The 23212-nt window shown below is 69.2% G+C and carries 21 protein-coding genes and 3 pseudogenes; 13 read left to right on the top strand and 11 right to left on the bottom strand.

From position 1 onward, the window contains the following. The first annotated feature begins 13 nt into the window (after window positions 1-13). From G4G29_RS15660 to G4G29_RS15640, 5 genes are read left to right on the top strand one after another with little or no spacing between them, the layout of a single operon-like run. Entirely contained in the window at window positions 14-943 is a 930-nt protein-coding gene (locus G4G29_RS15660) for a dihydrodipicolinate synthase family protein (protein ID WP_183150758.1), read from the top strand. Further along, window positions 940-2115, top strand: coding sequence for an FAD-dependent oxidoreductase (locus tag G4G29_RS15655; protein WP_183150757.1), 1176 nt, complete (start codon window positions 940-942; stop codon window positions 2113-2115). Before G4G29_RS15660 ends, G4G29_RS15655 begins: the two co-directional genes overlap by 4 nt. After that, window positions 2112-2393, top strand: a complete 282-nt coding sequence (locus G4G29_RS15650; protein ID WP_183150756.1) for a (2Fe-2S)-binding protein — start codon at window positions 2112-2114, stop codon at window positions 2391-2393. The genes G4G29_RS15655 and G4G29_RS15650 overlap by 4 nt, the downstream gene beginning before the upstream one ends. After that, window positions 2390-3433 (top strand): FAD-dependent oxidoreductase, encoded by a 1044-nt coding sequence (locus G4G29_RS15645; RefSeq protein ID WP_183150755.1) that lies wholly within the window; start codon window positions 2390-2392, stop codon window positions 3431-3433. The genes G4G29_RS15650 and G4G29_RS15645 overlap by 4 nt, the downstream gene beginning before the upstream one ends. Next, on the top strand, window positions 3430-3822 hold the full coding sequence (locus G4G29_RS15640; RefSeq protein WP_183150754.1) for a (2Fe-2S)-binding protein: 393 nt from the start codon (window positions 3430-3432) through the stop codon (window positions 3820-3822). Before G4G29_RS15645 ends, G4G29_RS15640 begins: the two co-directional genes overlap by 4 nt. A gap of 32 nt (window positions 3823-3854) precedes the next feature. On the opposite strand, the pseudogene G4G29_RS15635 reads toward G4G29_RS15640, so the two are convergent. Both G4G29_RS15635 and G4G29_RS15630 read right to left on the bottom strand, forming a co-directional pair. Further along, window positions 3855-5428, bottom strand: a pseudogene (locus G4G29_RS15635) (AMP-binding protein). A gap of 91 nt (window positions 5429-5519) precedes the next feature. Next, window positions 5520-6740, bottom strand: a complete 1221-nt coding sequence (locus G4G29_RS15630; RefSeq protein ID WP_183150753.1) for a PAS domain-containing protein — start codon at window positions 6738-6740, stop codon at window positions 5520-5522. A gap of 164 nt (window positions 6741-6904) precedes the next feature. On the opposite strand from G4G29_RS15630, the gene G4G29_RS15625 reads away from it, so the two are divergent. The 4 genes and pseudogenes from G4G29_RS15625 to G4G29_RS15610 all read left to right on the top strand — a co-directional run bounded on the left by G4G29_RS15625 (window position 6905) and on the right by G4G29_RS15610 (window position 10876). Continuing rightward, complete coding sequence (locus tag G4G29_RS15625) at window positions 6905-7924, top strand: tripartite tricarboxylate transporter substrate-binding protein (RefSeq protein WP_183150752.1); 1020 nt, start codon at window positions 6905-6907, stop codon at window positions 7922-7924. A 1-nt stretch (window position 7925) separates the two neighbouring features. Beyond that, a complete protein-coding gene (locus G4G29_RS15620) occupies window positions 7926-8495 on the top strand; it encodes a tripartite tricarboxylate transporter TctB family protein (RefSeq protein ID WP_244632084.1) in 570 nt (189 codons plus the stop codon). Continuing rightward, window positions 8495-10041: pseudogene (locus G4G29_RS15615) on the top strand (tripartite tricarboxylate transporter permease). The gene G4G29_RS15620 and the pseudogene G4G29_RS15615 overlap by 1 nt, the downstream one beginning before the upstream one ends. A 37-nt stretch (window positions 10042-10078) precedes the next feature. Beyond that, on the top strand, window positions 10079-10876 hold the full coding sequence (locus G4G29_RS15610; protein ID WP_183150751.1) for a sulfite exporter TauE/SafE family protein: 798 nt from the start codon (window positions 10079-10081) through the stop codon (window positions 10874-10876). A 53-nt stretch (window positions 10877-10929) separates the two neighbouring features. Here G4G29_RS15610 and G4G29_RS15605 read toward each other — a convergent pair whose 3' ends face one another. From G4G29_RS15605 to G4G29_RS15565, 9 genes and pseudogenes are all read right to left on the bottom strand, one after another. Further along, a complete protein-coding gene (locus G4G29_RS15605) occupies window positions 10930-11793 on the bottom strand; it encodes a DeoR/GlpR family DNA-binding transcription regulator (RefSeq protein WP_244632083.1) in 864 nt (287 codons plus the stop codon). After that, window positions 11763-12505: pseudogene (locus G4G29_RS15600) on the bottom strand (triose-phosphate isomerase family protein). The gene G4G29_RS15605 and the pseudogene G4G29_RS15600 overlap by 31 nt, the downstream one beginning before the upstream one ends. A gap of 52 nt (window positions 12506-12557) precedes the next feature. Beyond that, a complete protein-coding gene (locus G4G29_RS15595; RefSeq protein ID WP_183150750.1) occupies window positions 12558-13028 on the bottom strand; it encodes a ribose-5-phosphate isomerase in 471 nt (156 codons plus the stop codon). Continuing rightward, entirely contained in the window at window positions 13025-14773 is a 1749-nt protein-coding gene (locus tag G4G29_RS15590) for a dihydroxyacetone kinase family protein (protein WP_183150749.1), read from the bottom strand. Before G4G29_RS15590 ends, G4G29_RS15595 begins: the two co-directional genes overlap by 4 nt. A 67-nt stretch (window positions 14774-14840) precedes the next feature. After that, entirely contained in the window at window positions 14841-15824 is a 984-nt protein-coding gene (locus tag G4G29_RS15585) for a D-ribose ABC transporter substrate-binding protein (protein ID WP_244632082.1), read from the bottom strand. A 56-nt stretch (window positions 15825-15880) separates the two neighbouring features. Beyond that, a complete protein-coding gene (locus G4G29_RS15580) occupies window positions 15881-16978 on the bottom strand; it encodes an ABC transporter permease (RefSeq protein ID WP_183150748.1) in 1098 nt (365 codons plus the stop codon). A 21-nt stretch (window positions 16979-16999) separates the two neighbouring features. Continuing rightward, window positions 17000-18520, bottom strand: a complete 1521-nt coding sequence (locus tag G4G29_RS15575; RefSeq protein ID WP_183150747.1) for a sugar ABC transporter ATP-binding protein — start codon at window positions 18518-18520, stop codon at window positions 17000-17002. Then, the gene (locus tag G4G29_RS15570; RefSeq protein ID WP_183150746.1) at window positions 18517-19125 is read right to left on the bottom strand and encodes a DUF2291 family protein; all 609 of its coding nucleotides are present in this window, start codon (window positions 19123-19125) and stop codon (window positions 18517-18519) included. The genes G4G29_RS15575 and G4G29_RS15570 overlap by 4 nt, the downstream gene beginning before the upstream one ends. A gap of 41 nt (window positions 19126-19166) precedes the next feature. Next, the gene (locus G4G29_RS15565; RefSeq protein ID WP_183150745.1) at window positions 19167-20198 is read right to left on the bottom strand and encodes a zinc-dependent alcohol dehydrogenase family protein; all 1032 of its coding nucleotides are present in this window, start codon (window positions 20196-20198) and stop codon (window positions 19167-19169) included. A gap of 184 nt (window positions 20199-20382) precedes the next feature. On the opposite strand from G4G29_RS15565, the gene G4G29_RS15560 reads away from it, so the two are divergent. The 4 genes from G4G29_RS15560 (at window position 20383) to G4G29_RS15545 (ending at window position 23104) form a co-directional block, all read left to right on the top strand. Beyond that, entirely contained in the window at window positions 20383-20853 is a 471-nt protein-coding gene (locus tag G4G29_RS15560) for a MaoC family dehydratase N-terminal domain-containing protein (protein ID WP_183150744.1), read from the top strand. Continuing rightward, window positions 20853-21251, top strand: coding sequence for a MaoC/PaaZ C-terminal domain-containing protein (locus tag G4G29_RS15555; protein ID WP_183150743.1), 399 nt, complete (start codon window positions 20853-20855; stop codon window positions 21249-21251). The genes G4G29_RS15560 and G4G29_RS15555 overlap by 1 nt, the downstream gene beginning before the upstream one ends. A gap of 13 nt (window positions 21252-21264) precedes the next feature. Next, window positions 21265-22398, top strand: a complete 1134-nt coding sequence (locus G4G29_RS15550) for a UDP-N-acetylmuramate dehydrogenase (RefSeq protein ID WP_183152860.1) — start codon at window positions 21265-21267, stop codon at window positions 22396-22398. Window positions 22399-22522: 124 nt separating this feature from the next. Next, window positions 22523-23104, top strand: a complete 582-nt coding sequence (locus G4G29_RS15545) for an FCD domain-containing protein (RefSeq protein WP_183150742.1) — start codon at window positions 22523-22525, stop codon at window positions 23102-23104. The last annotated feature ends 108 nt before the right edge of the window (window positions 23105-23212 follow it).

The following is a 23212-nucleotide window of genomic DNA, read 5'->3' as shown; positions in this document are numbered from 1 at the left end:
GAAGGAGACACAGATGGACCGCAACACCGTCGACTGGCACGGGTACATCCCCGCGATCACCACGCCCTTCACCCGTGAGGGCGCGTTGGACGCGACCGCGTTCGAGGGGCAGATGCAGTGGCTCGCGGAGCAGGGGATGCACGGCGTCATCCTCGCGGGGACCTCGGGCGAGTGGTTCAGCATGACCGAGGCCGAGCGGGCGGAGCTGTTCGCGCTCGGCGGCCGCTTCCGCGCGGACATGCGTGTGATCGGCGGATGCAACGCGTTCACGGCGGCCGAGGCCATCCGGCACGCGCACGCCGCCGAAGAGGCGGGGCTCGACGGGATCCTCGTGACCCCGCCGCCGTACATGGTGCCCACCCGCGAGGAGATCGTGGCGTTCTACCAGGAGATCTCCGACGGTACGACGCTTCCCCTCACGGTCTACAACTGGCCGCGCGGATGCATCGTCGACCTGAGCCCCGATCTGCTCGGTGAGCTCGCAGACATCGAGAACGTCGTGGCGATCAAGAACTCCACGGGGGACTTCCGGGCGTTCCTCGACGCGATGTACCTCGTCGAGGATCGGGTCCGCTACTTCGGCGTCCCCACGAACGCGCTGGGCGCCGACCTCGTGTCGCTCGGGCACGGGGACGGACTGATGGGCTCCGGCGCTCCGCTCGGACGCGATCACCCCGGATTCTGGGACGCGCTCGCCGCAGGAGACCGTGCGCGCGCGATCGAGCTCGGCGCGCGCGACCGGGTGGTGATGACGAGCTGGTTCGGCCCCGACTACGGCGCGCAGTTCGGAAACCAGCAGGCGATCATGAAGACCGCACTGCGGTTGCAGGGCGTGCCGGCGGGCTTCGTGCGCCGCCCCCTTCTCGAGCTCTCGGAGGAGCAGGTCGACCGGGTCCGCGCGACGCTGGAGGGGCTCGGCATCACGACCGTGCCGTTGTCGTGACCGTGCGGTACGACGCGGTCGTCATCGGCGGCGGTCTGCTGGGCGGCGCGCTGAGCTGGATGCTGGCGGGCGAGGGCGCCTCCGTGCTGCTGCTCGAGAAGGATCAGCTGAACCAGCACGCCTCGGGGCAGAACGCCGGGAGCCTGCACTTCCAGCTCGAGTACCGGATGGTCGAGAACGGCTGGGAGTCGGCGCGCACGGCTGCCGCGGCCATGCCGTTGCACCTGCACGCGGCGGAGGCATGGACGCGGCTGGGCGATGAGCTCGGCGAGTCGGTCGGCGTCGTGCAACGCGGTGGTTTCATGCTTGCGGAGACCGCGGAGCAGGTCGCGGTGCTCGAACGCAAGGTCGGCCTCGAGCAGGAGTGGGGCCTGGATGTGTCGCTGCTCGACGGAGACGAGTCTCGTCGGGTCGCGCCGTACCTGTCCGACTCGGTCGTCGCCGCCGCCTACTGCCCCTTGGAGGGCAAGGCCGAGACCCGCATCGCCGGTCCCGCTCTCGTCCGCGGCGCCGTGCGGCGAGGGGCGCACGTCCGCACGCACACCCGGGTGACGGCGCTGGAGCGCGACGCCGGCGGCTGGAGGGTCACCGCGCGCGGTCCGGAAGGCGAGCTGCACGTCCATGCCACGACCGTGATGATCGCGGCGGGCGTGTGGACCACCGAGGTGGGGGAGATCGCCGGAGCGCAGCTGCCGACCATCCCGCTCGCCCTGATGATGAGCGTGACCGCGCCCACCGCGCCGTTCATCGACCACCTGGTGCAGCACGCCGGGACGAAACTGTCGCTCAAGCAGACCAAGGAGGGGACGGTGCTGATCGGGGGCGGTTGGCCTGCCGCCCTCGGCCGGAGGGCGGGAGCGCCGGATCTCGAGGTGCGCCCGCGGCTGCTGGCGGAGTCCATCGTCGGAAACGCCCGCGCAGCGATCGGCGTGGTCCCCGGTACCGCGCGACTCCCGGTCGTCCGCTCCTGGGCGGGGACCACGACCATCACGCCAGACCAGCTCCCGCTGGTCGGGAGGTGCCGGGGTGCCCGGGATGTTCGTGGCCACCGGGGGTCGGCGTTCACTCTCGGACCGAGCTTCGCCCGCGCGCTGTGCGATCTCGCCGCCGGGCGGGCGCCCCAGGTCGACCTCCGGCCGTACGCGCCGGACAGATTCGGAGTCATGGCATGAAGAACGAACCCCTCGCCGAACGCACCGCACCCCGTCGGTGCGACGTGGCCTTCACCGTCGACGGTCGCCGTGTGATCGCGGCTGCCGGCGAGACCGTCGCCGGGGCCATGCTCGCGGCGGGTGAGCGGACCTTCGCCCGGAGGTACGGCGAGCGGCGTGCGCCGCTGTGCAACATGGGGACCTGTTTCGAGTGCGCCGTCACCGTCGACGATGCGCCCCTCACCAGGACATGCCTGACCACGGTCCGCGAGGGCATGGACGTGCGGACGGACGTATGAGCTCCGAGCCGTACGACCTCGTCATCGTCGGGGCGGGACCGGCGGGTCTCGCCGCCGCCGTCGAAGCCTCCGCGCAGGGTCTGCACACGCTCGTGATCGACGAGCAGCGCGCCGCGGGCGGACAGATCTTCCGGCAGCCTCCGGCGGAGTTCGGCGAGCCGGTGCGCTCACCGGTGGGCTATCCGTGGGCAGCTCGGCTGCTCGCCGACGCCGCCGACGCGCCAGGGGTCGAGTGGTGGTTCGAGTCGACCGTGTTCGGGATCCTCGACACCCGGTCGACCGGCCGCGACGAGTTCGAGGTGCTCGTCGCGGGGCCGCAGGGCGCACGGCGCGCACCCGCCAGGCGACTGCTCATCGCGACAGGTGCGTACGACATGCCGGTCGCGTTCCCCGGGTGGACGCTGCCGGGGGTGCTGATGGCCGGTGCGGCGCAGGGGCTCCTGAAGTCCCAGCACCTGCGTGCCGCCGGGCCCGTCGTGCTGGCCGGGTCGCATCCGCTCATGCTGATCGTGGCTGCCCAGTTGGCGCGTGCGGGGGCCGAGGTGACGGAGGTGGTGTTCGCCAGGGGACTGCCCTCGTTGCGTGAGCTGTTCCTCGCCGCTCCGGCCGTTCCCGGGCATGCGCGACTTCTGGCCGAGCTCGCCGGCTGCGTGCTCACCCTCGTGCGACGCGGCGTGCGGATCAGGACGGCGACGGTTCCCACCGCGATCCTCGGCGACGGGGGCGTGGGCGGCATCCGTGTCGCGAGAGCCGATCGGGCGTGGCGTGTACGCGGCCCCGAACGTGAGGTTCCGGCCAGGACCGTCGTGCTCGGCTACGGCTTCCACGCCTCCACCGAGCTCGCGCGTCAACTCGGGTGCGCGGTGCGCTGGGATTCCGCCGCGGGGGATGGCTCGTGGCCGTGGACCGCGACTTCGAGACGGATGTCCCCGGGGTCTTCGCCGCGGGCGAGCCCACCGGGGTGTCCGGCGCGGAGCAGTCGCGCGCCGAGGGGGCCGCAGCGGCGGCGGTCATCGCCGCACGTCTGGGCCGCCCCGTGACCGCCGTACGGTCCAGGGCCCTCGAGCGTGACCTGCGGAGATCGCGGAGATTCGCGGCGGTCGTGCAGCGGATGTTCGCCCCGGAACGCCCCGGCCTCACGGCCCTCGCCACACCGGCCACCACGGTGTGCCGGTGCGAGGCGATCCCGCGCTCCGACATCGACGGTTTCCTGCAGGCGAACCCGCATGCCGACACCGTCGATGCGGTGAAGCTCAGCTGTCGCACCGGAATGGGCCCTTGTCAGGGGCGGTATTGCGAGACGACCGTGGCTGGTGCCGTCGCCGCGGCGCGCGGGACGACGGTCGCCGCTGCCGGTCGCTTCGCCGCACAGCTGCCGGTGAAGCCGGTTCCGCTGCAGACGTACGCCGAGCTCCTCGACGGCGACTGAGCGCAGTCCGGTCCGGACCCGCACGTCCGACGTCAGCGGAGGCGCAGGTCCTTGCGGAGGATCTTCCCGGAGCTCGACTTCGGGATCACGTCGATGAACTCGACCTGTCGCACCTTCTCGTGCGGCGCGACGTGGGCGGCGACGTGCGCCATGACCGCATCCGCGTCGAGGTCGGCGTCCGGCTGCCGCACCACGAACGCCTTCGGAACCTCCTGGCCGTCTTCGTCGAGTGCGCCGATCACAGCGGCGTCGGCGATGGCGGGGTGCTCGAGCAGCACGGCCTCCAGCACTGCGGGGGCGACCTGGTACCCCTTGTACTTGATGAGCTCCTTGAGCCGGTCGACGATGCGGTAGATGCCGTCGGGGGTGACGGTCGCGACATCGCCGGTGTGCAGCCAGCCGTCGGCGTCGAGCATCTCGGCCGTGGCGTCGGGGCGGTTGAGGTACCCCACCATGACCTGCGGACCGCGCACCCACAGCTCGCCCGGCTCGCTGGCGCCCTCCGTGGGCGTCGCCACGTCTTCGCCCGATTCCGGGTCGACCAGTCGCGCCTCGGTGTTGGGCACGAGGGGACCGATCGCCGAACGGTCGACGTCGTCTCGCGTCTCGGAGGTGAGATTCACGGCGGGGCTCGTCTCTGTCATGCCGTAGCCCTGCGTGACGATGCAGCCGAGCCGGTTCGCCACGGCGGCCGCGAGGGTGCCGTCGAGAGGGGCGGCGCCCGAGAAGATCACTTTGACGGACGAGAGGTCGAACTGATCGACGATCGGATGCTTCGCCAGAGCGACCGCGATCGGGGGAGCGACGAACACCCAGGTCGTCCGGTGCTCGGCGATGATGCGTAGGAACTCCGGCAGGTCGAACTTGGGCATTGTCACGAGTCCTGCACGCTGGCGCAGGGCGAAGTTCAGCAGCACCGTCATGCCGTAGATGTGGAAGAAGGGGAGCACGGCCAGCACGCGGTCGCTCGCCTCGACGCCGAGCACCGGACGGCACTGCGAGACGTTGGCCACCAGGTTCCGGTGGGTGAGCATGACCCCTTGGGGCGCCCGGTGGTGCCCGAGGAGTAGGGGAGGACGGCGAGATGGGTGGCCGGGTCGAACGTCACATCGGGAGCAGGCCGTCCTTCCCCCAACAGCGCCGGCAGCGAGGGGTGTCCCTCGGCGCCGTCGAGCACGATGAGGTGGTCGGCCGGGAGGCCGAGTTTCTCGGCGGCAGCGCGTGCTCCGGGAAGCAGTGGAGAGACCGTCACGAGCCAGGTGGCATCCGCGTCGGTGAGCTGATTCGCGATCTCCTCCGCGGTGTAGAGGGAGTTGATCGTGGTGGCCGTCGCCCCGGCGCGGAGGATGCCGTGGAACACGGTCGCGAACGCGGGGATGTTCGGGCACAACACCCCGACCGTGGTGCCGACGCCGACGCCCCGGGCGGCGAGGGCGCCGGCGAAGAGGTCGATCTGGCCCACGAGCTGTCGGTACGTGGTGGTGGCTCCGCTCGCGCCGTCGACGAGGGCGACCGTGTCGAGCTCGGCGTCGTCGAGGTCGCCGAAGAGGAAGTCGTGGATGGAGATGTCGGGGATCTCCACGTCGGGATAGGTGCTGCGAACCATGAGATCTCCTTCGATCCGGGTGGCCGACGTCGTCGTCGAATGCGATCCAGTGTCGCACAGAACGGGACTGCGTCCCATAGTCGGATGACCCTCAGACGGCGTCGATGGAGCCGTATCGGGTGCTCGGTCGGCCCTTGGTCGTGTAGTCGAGGGAGCGCGTGGCCCTGCCGGAGCTGGCCAGGTGCTCGAGGTAGCGACGCGCACTGACCCGGGAGATGTCGAGGTCGTCGCCGATCTCGGTCGCCGTGGCGTCGGTGCGTGCGGCCAGCGCGGAGGACACCCGCTCCAGCGTCTCGGCGCTGAGGCCCTTGGGGATGCCGAAGCGCTGGCGGAAGGCGATGATGGCGTCGGCGGCCTCGACGCGGCGCACGACGTCGTGGAGCTCCGTGTGGTCGCGGAGCAGCAGCGTCGCCCCGACGCCGCCGTCCTCGGCTTCGCTTCCGGTGCTCCGGGCGACCAGCACGTGCGAGCCCACGATCACCGGGCGCCCCGCGGCTTCGCCTTCGCGCAGCACCGTCGCCAGCTCTTCTCCCAGGACCTCGGCGGCGGAGGCGCCGTCGAGGTCGGCCGCGTCGGTGCCGAGGAAGCGCGCGGCCGCATCGTTGACGAGGGTGATCCGTCCCCTGTCGTCGACCGTGATCACGCCCTCGCTGAGACCGTGCAGCGTGGTCTCCTGGTTCTTCACGAGCGCGGCGATCTGGTGGGGCTCGAGCCGGTAGATGCGGCGCCGGATCACGGACGTCACCCACGCCGAACCGAACACCCCGAGCACGGCGGCGGCCAGCATCGCCGAGATCAGCCACACGAGGTTCGCGCTGAACTCCTCGTTGAGCTCGGACTCCAGGATGCCGACGGATGCGGTGCCGATCACCGTGCCCTCGTCGTCGCGGATGGGGACCTTGACGCGCCAGGAGGTGCCGAGGGTCCCCGTCTGCGTGCCCACGTAGATCTCGCCCGAGAGCGGTATCGACGGGTCGGTGGAGACCTTCTCCCCGATGCGCGCCGGGTTCGGGTGGGAGTACCGGATGCCGTCTTCGTTGGCCACGACGACGTACGCGAGGTCGGATGCCTCACGGATGACCTCGGCGATGGGTTGGATCGCGGCGGCGGGATCGGCGTCGTCGAAGGCCGACTGCACGGCCGGAAGGGCGGCGATCGACTGTGCGACCGCCTGCATCCGGTCTTTGTAGGCCTCGCGGAGCGCCTGCTCCTGGAACGCGCCAGCCACGATGCCGGTCGCGAGGGTCACCAGGAACACGATCAACGCCTGCAGCACCAACAGCTGCACACGGAGCGTCATCTTCGAGGCCACCTGACCATTGTCGTCGTCCGACGCAGGGGGTGCGAGCAGGGGAGGGCACTGCTCGCGACCAATAGTTCCGTAACTGCGACCAATGGTTTCCGAAGCTTGAGCGCGACGTCACCGCCTTCCACTGTTGATCCACAGCATTCACGAACGCTCAAGGAGGAGCGCACATGAAGAACGCACGCATCGGAGCCCTGACCGCCCTGGCGGCGGTGGCCGCACTCACCCTCACCTCGTGCGCCGGGGGCGGCGCAGCAACGGACGGTGGTGGGGACGAGGCCGAGACCGCGACCGTCACGGATGTGTCGATCGTCGTCCCCGCCGATCCGGGTGGCGGATGGGATCAGACCGGCCGAGCACTCTCCCAGGTGCTCACCGAGGACGAAGTGGTGAACTCGGCTCCCGTCACGAACGTGGGCGGCGCGGGCGGCACCGTGGGGCTGGCACAGCTCGCGAACGAGAACGACCCGGCCACTCTCATGGTCATGGGACTCGTCATGGTGGGTGCGGTGGAGACCAACGCCTCCGCCGTGCGGATCGAGGACACCACGCCCATCGCCCGGCTCACGGACGAGCCGCTCGTGGTGGTCGTCCCTGCCGATTCGGAGTACGACACGCTCGAAGACCTCGTCGAGGACATCGCCGACAACGGTCAGGCGGTCACGATCACCGGGGGCTCCGCGGGCGGCGCAGATCACATCCTCGCCGGGCTCATGCTCGAGGAGGCGGGCCTCGACGGGGCGGAGATCGCGGAGAAGCTGAACTACACCCCGAACTCCGGCGGTGGTGAAGCCGTGCCGCTGCTCATCGGCGGCAAGGTCGCGGCGGGCATCTCGGGTGTCGGAGAGTTCGCGCAGCACATCGAGAGCGGTGCGCTCCGGGCGCTGGCCGTATCGAGCGAGGAGCAGGTGCCGCAGCTGCCCGACGTCCCGACCATCACCGAGGAGGGCTACGACGTCGTCCTCACGAACTGGCGCGGTGTCATCGCCCCTGGCGGCATCTCCGACGGGGAGAAGGCGGAACTGGTGCGCGTGATCACCGAGCTGCACGACTCGGAGGCGTGGACCGAGCAGCTCGAGACGAAGGGGTGGACCGACGCGTTCCTCGTGGGTGAGGAATTCGACGGATTCCTCACGGGGAACATCGACGAGGTCACCGCGACGCTGAAGAACATCGGGCTGGTGCAGTGACATGACGGTCCCCACCTCACCGGGGACCGAGGAGCAGGGGGTGCGGGTCGGCCTGGACGGCCGACCCGCACGATCAGCGTCCTCCGTCCCCGTCGGCGAACTGGTGTTCGCCGCCATCATGGTCGCGCTCGGCGTCTTCGCCGTCGTCGGCATCTTCCTGATCCATGTCCCGGTCGGCATGAAGGCCGGCCCGACCGTGTTCCCGATCTTCGTCTCGGTCATCCTGCTCGCCTCCGCCGTCGCGGTGCTGGTCGGTGTCCTGCGCGGTGAACGCGGCGGCGCGGAGGAGGCGGAGGACATCGACGAGACCCTTCCCACCGACTGGGTCACACTCGCCAAGCTGGCAGGGCTCGTCGTCGCTCACCTGCTCCTGATCGAGCCGCTGGGGTGGGCGCCCGCGGCCGCTCTGCTGTTCGGCGGCGTCGCCTGGTCGCTCGCCGCCAAGCGCTGGTGGATGGCCTTCATGATCGGTATCGCCGTGGCCCTCGTGATCCAGGTCGTGTTCGGCGGGCTGCTCGGCTTGTCGCTGCCGTGGGGTCCTGCTCTCGGCTGGCTCGGAAGGATGTTCTGATGGACAGCTGGACCCTGCTCCTGGAGGGCTTCGCGACGGCACTGCAGCCGCAATACCTCGCGTTCGCGTTCCTCGGCGTCTTCGTCGGCACGGCGGTCGGAGTGCTGCCGGGCATCGGACCGGCCATGACGGTCGCGCTGCTGCTTCCGCTGACGTACACGCTCGATCCCGCCGCGGCGCTCATCACCTTCGCGGGCATCTACTACGGCGGTATGTACGGCGGTTCGACGACGAGCATCCTCCTCAACACCCCGGAGAGTCGGCCTCGATCGTCACGGCGATCGAGGGCAACAAGATGGCCAGGCTCGGGCGCGGAGCCGCCGCGCTCGCCACCGCGGCCATCGGTTCCTTCATCGCCGGCACCCTGGCGACGTTGGGGCTGACGCTGCTGGCCCCGCTGCTCGCGCAGTTCGCGGTGAACCTCGGACCCGCAGACTACGTCGCCCTCATCGTCATCGCCTTCATCACGGTCGGCGCCCTCATCGGCAGCTCGATCTCACGAGGCATGCTCTCCCTCGGCGTCGGCCTGTTCCTCGGGCTCGTCGGCACCGACTGGCTCTCGGGCCAGCAGCGGTACACGCTCGGGCTCCCCGCGTTGTCGGACGGCGTCGACATCGTCCTCGTCGCGGTCGGCCTGTTCGCGGTGGGTGAGACGTTCTACATCGCCGCGCGGCTGCGGCACGGCGGCGTCGACGTGATCCCCGTCACACGTGGATGGCGGTCCTGGATGACGAAGGCCGACTGGCGGAGGTCGTGGAAGCCGTGGCTGCGCGGCACGGCGATCGGCTTCCCGATCGGCACGATCCCGGCTGGGGGAGCCGATGTCGCCACGTTCCTGTCGTATGCGACCGAGCGCAAGCTGTCGAAGCACCGTGACGAGTTCGGACGTGGAGCGATCGAGGGCGTGGCCGGCCCGGAATCCGCCAACAACGCGGCGGCGGCGGGCGTGCTCGTCCCGCTGCTCACGCTCGGGCTGCCGACCACCGCGACCGCGGCGATCATCCTCACGGCGTTCCAGTCGTACGGCATCCAGCCGGGACCGCTGCTGTTCGAGAGCCAGTCGAATCTCGTGTGGGCGCTGATCGCGAGCCTGTACATCGGCAACGTCATCCTGATCGTGTTGAACCTGCCGCTCGTGGGCATGTGGGTGAAGCTGTTGCAGATCCCCCGTCCGTATCTCTATGCGGGCATCCTGCTGTTCGCCGCCTTCGGCGCATATGCGCTGCACAGCTCGCCGTCCGACATCGTGATCCTGCTGGTCGTCGGCATCCTCGGTTACTTCATGCGGAGGTACGGCTACCCGGTCGCGCCTCTGGTGGTCGGGATGATCCTCGGGCCGATGGCGGAGGAGCAGCTGCGCAAGGCGCTGCAGCTCAGCCAAGGAGACCTCAGCACTCTGGTCATGCAGCCGTTCGCGGCGATCGCCTACGGGGTGCTCGCGCTCCTGATCGTCGGCGGGCTGTGGCTGCGGCGCCGGCAGCGTCGGTACGAGCAGGCTCTGACCGAGTCGATCGCCGTACCGATCAAGGCCGACTCCGAGGTGTGAGTTCGAGCGGGGAGGAGGCCGCGAGTAGGCTGATCCGGTGAGCGACGTACAGGCCCCCGCACGAGGGCCTCGCGCCTACACGGCATTCATCGGGATCGGCCTCCTCGCGGGCCTCCTGTCCGGGCTGTTCGGCGTCGGCGGCGGCACGGTCATCGTCCCCCTGCTGGTGCTCCTGCTCCACTTCGACCAGCGGCTGGCGGCCGGAACCTCGCTCGCCGCGATCGTGCCGACCGCGAGCGTCGGGGTGATCTCCTACGCCACGACCGGTTCGGTGGCCTGGATCCCGGCGATCATCCTGGCAGCCGGGGCCGTGGTCGGCGCGCAGATCGGGACGCGACTGCTGCCGCGCATCTCGCAGACCGCTCTCCGCTGGGGCTTCGTCGGCTTCCTCCTCGTGGTGATCGTCAGTCTGTTCCTGGTGATCCCCTCGCGCGATGCCGCCTTCGAACTCACCTGGTTCACGGGTGTCGCGCTCGTCGCCGTCGGCGTCGGCACCGGCATCCTCGCCGGCCTCATCGGCGTCGGCGGCGGTGTGATCGTCGTCCCGGTGCTGATGCTGGCCTTCGGCACGAGCGACCTGGTCGCCAAGGGCACCTCGCTGCTCATGATGATCCCCACGGCGATCTCCGGCACCGTCGGGAACCTCCGCAACCGCAACGTCGATCTGCTCGCCGCCCTGCTCATCGGGGTCTCCGCCTGCACCACGACCGCCCTCGGCGCCTGGCTCGCGACGATCGTCGACCCCACGCTCGGCAACATGCTGTTCGCGGCATACCTCGTGGTCATCGCCGTCCAGATGGCGATCAAGGCGGTTCGCGGACGCACCCGCGGCTGAACGAACCGTGCCGGCGAGAGCGGCCTGAGTCCTCGCGCGATCGCACGTTCCCCTCAGCGGAGGGGGGAGCGCTGATGTGCCACGATCACCCGTGTTCCCGCCTCTCGGAGATGACCGATGTGGCGCCGGTCGGTCCCCTCGTCGACGATGACGGCATCGAATGCTGCAAGCGGGAGCATCGCGTGCAGGGCCCGCTTCTCGAACTTCGTGTGGTCGGCGAGGAGGATCCGCGTCAGGGCGGCGTCGAACATGGCGCGCTTGACGTCGATGGTCTTCGGCGTCTGATGGAAGGCGATGTCGTCGATGATCGCCGAGGTCGACATCACCACGGTGTCGGCGCGGTGAGCGGCGATCGCGTCGGTGGTCGCTCGTCCCATGTACGCGCTGCACCAGTTGTGGAACTCCCCGCCGAGGCCGATCACCGTGATCCCTCCGGCTGAGCGGAGGGCATTCATGATCGTGAGGGAGTTGGTGATGACGGTGAGCGGCCGCTTCGCCGCCAGATGGGGCACCAGATGCAGGGAAGTGGTCGAATCGTCGAGGAAGATCGCCTGGCCGGGATGGATGAACTCGAGGGCCGACATCGCGATGGCCTCCTTCTCCGCGAGCTCTCGTCCGGCTCGATAGAGATCGCTCGACTCGACGAGGGCAGTCGACGTCACCGTCGCGATCCCGCGGGACTTGCGCAGCAACCCCCGTCGTTCGAGTTCATCCAGATCACGATGCGCCGTCATCGTGCTGATGTCGAATCGTGCCGCGAGTTCATCTATCCGGATCGTCCCGGCGGTCACGACGGCGTCGGCGATCGCTCCCTGTCGCGCGCTCCGACGACTCACGCGGGCGCGCGTGCCGTGCAGGAGCGGCAGCTCGAGGTGCTCGACCGGGGTCACGATCTCCGGCCTCCGCGCGGTGTGCACGCCGCAGCTTCGTCGACGATCCGCGCGAGCGCGGCGGGGTCGTGGGCGAAACGTCCGAGGAAGAGTCCGTCGACGATGGTTCCGAGTTCGGTGAGGGTGCCCGGTTTCGCGCTTCCTCCGTAGAGCAATCGGAAACGGTGGACTCTGGCCTCGGCCGTCAGCATCTCGCGCAGCGCGCCGAGGACGACGGCCACGTGCGCGGCGTCGGCAGCGTCTGCACGTCCGATCGCCCAGACGGGTTCGTAGGCGACGAGGATCTCTGCCCCTTCATCTTCGGCGAGGGTGGCCAGACGGCTGCGGAGTTGTCGTGTACATGCTGCCGCCGCGTCGTGCGGTGTGCCCCGCGCAAGCTCGCCGATGCAGATCAGGGGATGAGGTGGTTGCGCACCGCCGCGGACACCTTGCGGGCAGCGATCGTGTCGTCCTCTCCGAACACACTGGTCCGCTCCGCGTGCCCGACCGCGACGACACGGCAGCCCGCATCGGCGAGATCGGCACCGCTGACTCCTCCTGTGACGGCGCCGTGATCCGTCCAGTGCAGGTCCTGCGCGCCGACCTCGACGGCGGTCCCGCTCAGGGCATCCACCGCGACCGCAAGCGAGGGGAGCGAGGGGAGCACGAACAGTCCGACCCGCCCACTGCGGAGTGCGGGGGTGTCGCGGGAGATCTGCGCCACGGCGCGGAGCCACTCCCTGCTCTCGGCCGTGTCCATGTACAGCTTGAGGTTCACCCCGAGGAGCACGGGAGGAGCGAAGAGCCCGTCGTCAGTCACAGCGTCCTGACTGCTCGTAGTCATCGAGGATCGCGACCTTCGCCGCGGACGGCGAGGAGTCGTCGAACACGTATCCCAGCCATTCCCTCGTGAGCCGACGGGCGAGCTCCAGGCCGATGACCCGCTGTCCGACGGTGAGCACCTGGGCGTTGTTGCTGAGCACACTGCGTTCGACGCTGAAGCTGTCGTGGGCGGTGACGGCGCGGATGCCCGGCACCTTGTTCGCCGCGATCGCGACTCCGAGTCCTGTTCCGCACACCAGCACGGCACGGTCCGCGTCGCCTGCTCGCACGTACTCCGCCGCGGCGATCGCCACCTGAGGGTACGGCGTGTGCCCGTCGGCGTCCACGCCGACATCGATGACCTGGGCCACTCGGGGGTCACGCTCCAGGTCGGCCTTCAACGCCTCCTTGTAGGTGAACCCCGCATCGTCACTGCCGATCACCACGCGCCATGCGGTCATGATGTTCGTCCCTTCTTCTTGTCGATGACGGCCGACACCGCGGCCATCGCGTGAGCGAACGAGATCGCTCCGGGGTCGGGCGACCCCACGCTCTTCTGCGCGTGCGGCCTCGCACGGCCGCGGCGCGGCTGCAGATTCGCGGTGCCCTGAGCGGCGGTCTCGGCAGCCTGCACCGCCTCGGTCCAGCAGCGGGCGACGCCTCGACCGGCGGCGGCGCCCGCGCGCAGGGTGGTCACGAACGGCACCAGTGCGTCGACGAGGGTCTTGTCTCCGAGCACAGCGTGCCCACGCTCCTGAACGACGGCGCGCGCAGCGTCGAGGGCGTCGGCCAGCCTCGCGGCATCGGGGAGGGCGTCGTCGCCGAGCGACTCGCCCGCTGCCCGCATCCCCGCACCCCACAACGCTCCTGATGTGCCTCCGCCGCGGAGCGCCCACGCATCGCCTGCGCGAGCGAGGAGCGTACCCGCGCCCGCTCCGCGATCGAGAGCGAGTGTCGCGGCCTCATCGGCGGCGCGAGAACCTCGCTGCATCCCGATTCCGTGGTCACCGTCGCCGGCGACCGCGTCGAGGCGTCCGAGGGCGTCCGCCTCGGCGTCGATGCGACACCGGATCGCGTGGAGGGCTTCCTGCAGGAGCACCGCTGCGCGTCGTGACCTCGCCGTCGCGGGTGGGATCTCCTCGGAAGCGCCGGCGGCACCTCCGCGTGGGGTCTCGTCGTCGACGTCCGTGGATGCGGGCAGCGACTCCTTGCGATACGCGGGTGTGGATGCGGGGGAACGCCACGCCTCCTCCAACTCCTCGTCGAGCCAGGCGAGGGTGAGGGACAGGCCTGCCATCTCGAAGCTGGTCGCGTACTCGCCGATCTCGGGGTCGATGATCCGGATGCCGCTGCCCTCGAGCAGTCGGACGACGTCGGCGTACACGACGAACAGCTCCTCCGCCTTGACGGCGCCGAGTCCGTTCAGCACCAGCGCCACCCGTTGGTCGTGGACCTCCTCGATGCCCTCCGGTCGTTCATCGAGCAAGCCGGCCACGAGGAGTTCAGCGAGTTCTCGCGCCGTGGGGAGTGGCCGCACGTCGATTCCGGGCTCGCCGTGGATGCCCATGCCGATCGCCATCCACCCATCCGGCACGGTGAAGAGGGGTTTGCTCGCACCCGGGAGACGGCATCCGCTGAATGCGACCCCGAAGGAACGAGTGCGGTCGTTCGCGCGCGCCGCCAACTCCGCCACGGCATCGAGATCACGCCCCTGTTCAGCGGCCCAGGCCGCCGCCCGGAACACCACCAGATCGCCGGCGATGCCGCGGCGTCGTCCCCGTTCTGCCGGTGGGGCGCTGCACACGTCGTCCGTGACGACGACGGAGCGGCAGGGGATGCCCTGCGCGCGCAGCTCCTCTTGGGCCTGGTCGAAGTTGAGCACATCGCCCGCGTAGTTGCCGTAGCAGAGCAGCACTCCCGCCCCTGCGTGCGCAGCGGCCGCGACGGAGCGGACCTGCGGTGCACTCGGCGACGCGAAGACGTTGCCCATCGCGGCGCCGTGTGCGAGACCTGGTCCGACGAGTCCGGCGAATGCCGGGTAGTGGCCTGATCCGCCGCCGATGACCACGGCGACCTGATCCTGAGGTGTGCCCGAGCGGCGCACGGCGCCGCCCTCGACCGCTCGCACGCGGTCACGATGTGCGGCGAAGAACCCGATTGCCGATTCCTCCGCGAAGTCGGTCGGGTCGTTGACGATGTAGCTCATCTTGCCTTCCTTCCGGATGCGGGGCGGAGTGTGACTCCGTCCCGCATCCGCGATCGAACGGACTGTCTCACTCCGTGTAGGTGAACGGCCCGGTCATCTTGTCGACGTTGTCGCTGGTGATGAGGATGCAGTCGAACGACTGCTTCTCTGTCTTCGGGGCCTTCCCGGTCTTCAGGAAGTCGTCGGCGAGCTCGACGGCTTTCGCGGCGAAAACGGTGACAGGCTGCAGCACCGTGTAGGCGAGTTCGCCCGACTCGACAGCGTCGACGGCGTCTGGGCTGCCGTCGAAACCGCCCACCACGACACCCTTTTCGCGGCCGGCCTCCTTCAGTGCTGCGATCGCGCCGAGCGCCATCTCGTCGTTGCCGGAGATGATGCCCTTGATATCGGGGTTCGCCTGCATCAGCGCTTGCGTCTTGTTCCGACCCTCCGTCCGATCCCAGTTGGCGACGTCTGAGCCCACCTTCACGAGGCCCGGGTACTGCGACAACACCGTCCCGAAGCCGTTGGATCGGGTCTGCGCGTTGTTGTCGGACGGCGCACCGAGCAGCTCGATGTACTTGCCGGCCTGCTGCATGCGAGTGGTCCACTCCTGCGCGCCCAGCGCGGCGCCCTGCGCGTTGTTGGAGACGAGCTGAGCCTTCGCCAGCCCCGACTGGTTGATCTCGGCGTTGACGAGGAAGACGGGGATTCCGGCCGCATCGGCCTTCTTCACCGCCGCGACGGAGCCGTCTGCATTGGCGGGATCGAGGATGATCGCGGCCGACTTGTTGGCGATCGCGGTGTCGATGAGGGTGTTCTCGGTGTTCGTGTCGCCCTTGTGCGCGCCCACCACGGAGGTGTACCCGAGGTCTTTCGCTTTCGCGGCCGCGGCATCGCCCTCCGCTTTCCAATACGGGTTCGCCGGGTCGTTGACGATGACGGTGATGAGGCCGCCCTTGCCGTCAGTGGATACCGGTCCGGCCTGCTTCTGGTCGGACGTGCACGCGGATAAGCCGAGCGCGAGCGTTCCGGCCACGGCCAGGGCGGCGAGAGCCTTCTTTCTCATCATGGGGTGTGTCCTTTCTGGTTGGGGCCGACAGCGCAGGCGGATGCCGGTTCGGTCGATCAGGGGTTCGAGACGGATCGCGTCGCGGAATCCTGACCGGACGGAGAAGCGGGCGGTTGCGGCGAGACGCTGTTCGTCCGGCGCCGCCGCCCGTACTGCAACGTGTTCAACAGCACCGCGACGACGATCACGGCGCCCATGAAGACCATCTGCCAGTACGCGGAGACGCCGACGATCACGAGGCCGTCCGAGAGGAACCCGATCACGAAAGCGCCGAGGAGGGTTCCGCGAACCGTCCCGCGGCCGCCCGTGAGCGCGGCGCCGCCGATGACGACCGTGGCGATCGCCGTGAGCTCGTACGACTGCCCAGCGGTCGGCCCCGCACTGGTGAGCGTCGAGGCGAGGATCAAGCCGGCGATCGCAGCGCACACGCCGGAGATCACGTACACGCGCACCTTCACGCTTCGCACCGGCACGCCCGAGAGCTCTGCGGCCCGCTCGTTGCCGCCCGAGGCATACAGCCAGCGGCCGAACCGGGTGCGTCCGAGGACGAAACCGAGCACCAGGGCGAGGACCGCCATGATCACCACGCCGACCGGGATGCCGAGGATGCGGTTGAAGCCCAGCCAGTCGAAGCCGGTGTTACCCCGCTCGGCATCTCCGCCGAGATCGTTGATCGTGAGGCCGTTCGTCATGAGGAGCGCGAGCCCGCGCACCACGTAGAGCATTCCGAGTGTGGCGACGAAGGGTGCGACCTTGAACCGCGCGATGAGGATGCCGTTGACGAGACCGGCGAGCGCGCCGACTCCGCACGCGAGGAACACGGTGACCGGGACGCTCGGGTAGAGGACCACTCCGAACAACGTCAGCGGAACGCCGCTGAGGAGGAACCCCGCGATCACGGCAGAGAAGCCGAGCGTCGACCCGACCGACAGGTCGATCCCGCCGTTGAGGATGACCACGAGCATGCCGAGGCCGAGGATCGCGTAGATGGCGACATGGGAGGCCATGGTGAGCAGGTTCGCGACGGTGAGATAGTTCGGCGTCAGCGAGGAGAACACCACGATGACGAGAAGCAGCGCCAGAAACGCCCTGCCCTCGAGGAGCAGCTTCGGGAGCGAGAATGCACGCGCATTCCGGATGATGGTGGTCGTCATGGTCGGATCCGATCGAGTGGTTCAGGTCAGTGCTTCACCGGAGGCGGCCATGATCATGTCCTTGGTGGCCTCCGGCGTGAACTCGGCGGAGATGCGGCCGCGACGCATCACGATGATGCGGTGCGCGATGCTGAAGCACTCGCCGACCTCGGAAGTGGAGTAGACGACCGCGAGTCCTTCACGCGCCTTGCCGGCGAGGAGGCGGAAGACCTCGCCCTTCGCGCCCACGTCGATACCGCGGCTCGGTTCGTCCAGGAGCATCACGGTCGGTCGAGTGGCGAGGATCTTGCCGATCACGACCTTCTGCTGATTGCCGCCGGAGAGGGCTCCGATGGGCAGGTCGGGCCCGGGCGTCTTGACCGTGACGGCGGCGATCAGCGCGTTGGCACGCTCGGTGTCGAGTCGGCGTGAGATCGTTCCGCGTGACATGCTGCGCTGCACGCTGGCGAGCGTGAGGTTGGCGCCGACGTCGAACGTCTGGACCAGGCCGTCCCGCTGGCGGTCTTCGGGCACCAGTCCGATGCCCGCGGCGATCCGCTCGGCGATGGACAGGGGCAGGACGGAGCGCCCGTGCAGCAGGATGTCCCCGGATGCCATGGGCTCTCGGCCGGCGACGGCCTCGAGCATCTCGGTGCGACCTGCCCCCATCAGACCGTAGAGGCAGACGATCTCGCCGGATCGCACCTCGAGGTCGACTCTGTCGACGGCCGCGCGATCGCTGTTCTCCCTGTCGCGCACGACGAGACCGTCGAGACGCAGCGCGACATCGCCGAACGCGTAACCGGTGGGCGGCGTACCCAGGTCGAATCCGTCGCCGACCATCGTCCGTACGATCCACGCCAGGTCGATGTCCGCGCGCTCGCCGCGAGCGGTCATCACACCGTCGCGGAGGACCACCGCGTGATCGGTGATCTCCAGCGCCTCTTCGAGATGGTGGGAGATGTACACGATCGCGACATCGCGCGCCAGCAGGCTGTTGATGATGCCGAAGAGCACTTCGACCTCGGCCGCGGTGAGCGCCGAGGTCGGCTCGTCCATGATGAGGATGCGCGCGTCGATCGACAGGGCGCGAGCGATCTCGATGATCTGCTGCTGGCCGACGCGCAGGTCCGATACGAGCGTGTCGGGATCGACGCCGATGCGCATGTCGTCGAGGAGCGCCTTCGTCTGCCGCTCCTCTTCGGCATAGTCGACCCCGAAGGGCCCGTGAAGTTCGCGCCCGAGGAAGATGTTGTCCCGCACGGAGAGGTTGGGGGCGAGCGACAGCTCCTGGTGGATGATGGAGACGCCGAGATCCCGGGCCTCGGCCGCGGAGGACAGCACGACGGGCTTCCCATCGAGGAGGATCTCGCCGGAGGTCGGCTGCTCGACCCCGGAGAGGATCTTCATCAGCGTCGACTTGCCGGCGCCGTTCTCGCCGAACAGCGTGGTGACCGTGCCCCGGCGGACGGTGAAGTTCACGCCCTTGAGAGCTTTCGTGCCGCCGTAGGTCTTGGTGATGTCGCGTGCTTCGAGCACGACACCGTCGGTCTCAGCGCTCATTCGGTCTGCACCTCGACCGGCGTGACGAACCAGGCGGTCGGGCTCACGAAGGTGAAGGCTCCGACGACGGTCACGGTCTTTCCGGATAGCGACGAGACATCGATCGACGAGAGAGTCTTCGCCTTCAGCTCGTCGTTGATGGCGGCTGCGGCGTTCTGATACTCGATCTGGTTCCTGAACTGTCCGAACTCGATGTCGCCGGCGACGTCGCGGAGGTCGGTGCCGTTCACGGCGGGTCCGAACTGCACGCGGATCTGAAGGTCCGGCGACAGGCCCGTCACCGCGATCGGGGCGATCCCAGCGTCGGCCTGGCCGACGACGCCGGTGATCTCGACGCTGTACACGGGACCGCTCGGGCCCGTCGTGGCGTACTTCTCGGCGGCGTCCGCCAGGTCGGCGGCTATCGCGTCGGCGAGCTCCTTCGCCTCGACGGCGTGGGCGGATACGAAGTCCTCGATTTTCGGGAACTGCGTCGCGCCGAAGGTCGCGGGGTCGAATGCCGAGGGGCCGGGCGCGCTGTCGCCGTCGATCGGCAGCACCTTCGTGCCTACGGCGACGAACGCGATGAGGGCGACGACGATCACGGCCTGCACGATCTTGCGCATCCCCCGATCGCGCGTCCTTCCACGGGGTGCAGCGGGCAGCGTCACCGCAGCACTCGGGAGGCGGTGTCGTTCGGGCGGATCTGGAGCTTGCGTCCCTCGCCGCGCCGGAACATGTCGAGGGCCGACTCGTAGTCGTCGAGGGTGAAGGAGTGGCTGATCATCGCGGCGGCGTTGATGGCACCGGCTTCGAAGAGCTCCACCGCGCGTCCGAAGGAGTTCAGCACGGCCATCGTGCCGACGATGGAGATCTCGTCGCGGTAGACGCGGAACGGGGAGAACCGCGCCGAGCGGTCTGCGGGCGCGACGCCGAAGTCTTGGAAGAAGCCGGCCGGCTTGACCCGCGTGAGAGCGTCTTCGATCGCGGCGATACTGCCGGTGCAGTCGATCACCACGTCCCACTTGTCACGTCGGGCGTGATCGGCGCTCGTGTAGCGCAGCTCGATGCCGCACTCCGCCGCCGTCTGCAGCCGCGCCTCGTTGAGGTCGACGATCGTCACGGTCGCTGCCCCGGCACGGTGCGCCAACTGCGCCATGAGCAGTCCCATGGTTCCGGCGCCGTAAACGAGCACGTGGTCACCCAGACGGCGGGGGAGCACGTCCCATCCTCTGATCGCGCAGGCGAGCGGCTCGATGAGCGCCGCCTCGAACAGGTCGGTGTCCGGTCGCAGTCTGTGGACATTGCCCGCCGGGGCGGTGAAGAACTGCTGTGCGGCTCCGTCGGAGGCGACGACGCCGAGCCCGTTCCAGAACCGGCAGAGGTTCTGGTGTCCGTTCTGGCAGTACTCGCACTCGCCGCAGGTCGTGCTGGGATTCACGGCGACGTGGTCGCCGATCTGAAAGTCGAAGACGCCGCTGTTGACGCCTTCACCGAGAGCCACGATGGTGCCGGTCGCCTCGTGTCCCGGTACGAGCGGGAAGATCGTCCCCTCGAACTCGCCGTCGAGGACGTGAGTGTCGGTCCCGCAGATCCCCACGGCAGCGGTGGCGATGAGTATCTCCTTGAAGCCGGGGGTCGGAGTGGGCCGTTCCTCGAGAGACAGCTGCCCCTCCGCCGTGAAGACGACTGCGCGCATCCGTGCTCCCGTTCGTTGTCTGGGCGAGGAGTCGATCCTCGATGTCCGTGTGATGTGGGTTCACTTTACGACAGCTGACATGTTACATGTCACAGATATTCCAGCATGGGATCGCGTCTCCTCCTCGGAGGCGGGCGGACGCCTTCGCGGCGGACTGTCGGTCGGGCCTCGGTAGGATCGAGGGGTGGCAGTGAACCAAGAACTGGTCGGCCGGGAGTTCCCGTCGACGGCCCCGTACCTCGTCGGCCGTGAGAAGGTGCGCGAGTTCGCGCGCGCCGTCTTCGCCGACGCCCCGCAGCACTTCGACGTCGAGGCGGCACGCGCGCTGGGCTTCGACGACGTGGTCGCTCCACCGACCTTCGCGATGGTGATCCAAGACCTCACGCTCCAGCAGCTGCTGGCGCAGGAGGATTCCGGCATCGTGCTCGCGCGGACCATCCATGCCGAGCAGCGCTTCACCTACAGCCGGCCCATCGTCGCGGGAGACGAGCTCACGGGGCAGCTGCGCGTCACCGGCATCCGGATGATGGGCGGCAACGCGATGATCACGAGTGAGGCCGAGATCTCCGACGTGGCGGGCGCTCACGTCGTCACCGCGACGAGCGTGCTGCTCGTCGGGGCCGAGGAGAACACCGTCGAAGGGCAGGCCGCCTGATGGGGTACACCGTCGGAGACGTGCTCGCGGAGCGCACCGTGCACGTGACCCGCGAGTCGCTCGTGCGCTACGCAGGAGCTTCAGGAGACTTCAACCCCATCCACTACCGCGACGACGTGGCCGCGTCGGTCGGCCTGCCGGGTGTGCTCGCGCACGGCATGCTCACGATGGGCATCGCCTCGTCCGTGGTGATCGCGGCGCTCGACCCCGCGACGCGCGTGCTCGACTACGGCGTGCGCTTCACGAAGCCGGTCGTGGTCGATCCCGTCCACGGCGCCGACATCCACGTCACCGCCACGGTGGGTGCGGTGGACGACGAGGTGGCGCGCATCGACCTCAAGGTCACATTCGACGAGACGACCGTGCTCGTCAAGGCGCAGCTGCGCATCGCCGTCTGATGAGGGCGCTGTGATGCAGGAGATCGAACCCGTACGGCTCTCCGAGCTGACCACGCTCCGCACGGGTGCGGCGCCGGAGCGGATGCTCGACGCGACGACGACCCCGGCGCTGATCGAGGCTCTGCGCGAGACCTGGCGACGCGGCGACGAGTGGTTCGTGCTCGGCGGCGGATCGAACCTCTTCGTGGGGGACGATCCCTTCGAGGGCACCGTCATCCGCGTGCGCACGGAGGGCGTCGAAGAGCTGCCGTCCCCGCATCAGGGGCGGATCCGCCTGCGCGCTCAGGCCGGGCACGGGTGGGACGACCTGGTCGCCTACGCCGTCGCGCATGGCTACGCGGGGCTCGAGGCCATGAGCGGCATCCCCGGGACGGTCGGGGCGGCGCCCGTGCAGAACATCGGCGCATACGGGCAGGAGATCCAGGAGACCCTGGTCGAGGTCGAGCTGATCGACGAGGCGACCGGCGAGATATCCACCGTTCCCGCCGCCGAACTCGGACTCGGATTCCGCACCTCGGTGCTCAAGCATCACCACGGAAGCGTGCCGCTGCGCCGCGCCGTGATCCTCTCCGCGACGGTCGACCTCGTGGTCGCGAACGAGCGGATCGTGCGCGGCGAGCAGCTGCGTCGTGCGCTCGGTCTCGTCGACGAGGCCCCGGTTCCGCTGGCGTGGGTGCGCGAGCGCATCCTCGCGACTCGCGCCTCCAAGGGCATGCTGCTCGACGAGAGCGACCCCGACACCCACGGTGTCGGCTCGTTCTTCCAGAATGCGATCGTGACGGCCGCGGTGGCGACGGCGCTCCCTCCGGAGTGCCCACGGTGGCCGGTCGCCCCGGACCTCGACGCGGTGACCGTGATCCCGCTCGCCTCGTACGACGGGCAGGTGCCGCTGTCGAAGCCCGCCACTGTCTCCGATGTCAAGGTGAGCGCCGCCTGGCTGATCGAGCAGGCCGGCATCCGCAAGGGATTCAAGCTCCCGCGGTCCCGTGCGTCGGTGTCGACCAAGCACGCGCTCGCACTGACGAACCGCGGAGGGGCCACGTCCGCCGAGGTCGCCGAGCTGGCCCGCTTCATCCAGAGCCGCGTCCATGCGGAATTCGGTCTGGTGCTGCAGCCGGAGCCCGTGCTGGTGGGCGTCGACCTGTGACCAAGGTCGAGCGGGTCTCGCGGACGCAGGCCGTCGTCGACGGTCTGCTCGACGAGATCATCGCCGGCCGGCTCGAGGCGGGCCAACCGCTGCCCCCGAGGGGGAGCTCGCCCAGCAGTTCGGGGTGTCGCGCCTCACGATGCGCGAAGGGGTGCGGCTGCTGCAGGCGCAGGGCGTCATCGTCGCGGTGCCCGGGACCAGGCATCGCATCGCGCCCACTGACGAGTGGACGGGCCTCGACGCGGTGGTCCGGCACGCACAGAGCGCCGGCGCCCGCGAGCGCTCCTCCGTGGAGATGCTCGAGATGCGCATGATGTTCGAGACCGGCGCAGCGGAATTCGCGGCGGGTCGGCGGTCGGACGCGCACCTCGCGGAGATGGAGTCGCTGCTGGAAGAGATGCGTGCAGCGCACGATCGGGCCGACGTCGAGGGATTCGTGGCCGCCGATCTGGCCTTCCACGACGTGATCATCCGGGCGGCGGACAACCGCATCCTGGTCGCCTCGATGCGCCCGCTGACGACCATGCTGCAGGCGACGCGCAGCGAGACCAGCGCCGTCCCCGACATCCGCGAGCACGCCCTGGCCGAGCACGCCGCGGTGCTCGAGGCGATGCGCACGGGCTCCGGCGCGGCCGCCCGTCAGGCGATGCGCAGCCACATGAGGCAGACCCGCGACGACCTGCTGCACTACGTGCACGGCCGCTGACAACGCGCCATCCGCGTCGCTGTGCCGTTTTGGCGATGGGCGCGATGCTGAGGTACGCTCATCGATATCTGATATCGGATAACGATGCAGATCCCCCAGGTCCGTGGT

The sequence above is a fragment of the Microbacterium sp. Se63.02b genome, assembly GCF_014171575.1.
Lineage (GTDB): Bacteria > Actinomycetota > Actinomycetes > Actinomycetales > Microbacteriaceae > Microbacterium.
This window is presented reverse-complemented; position numbering and strand designations above follow the sequence as displayed.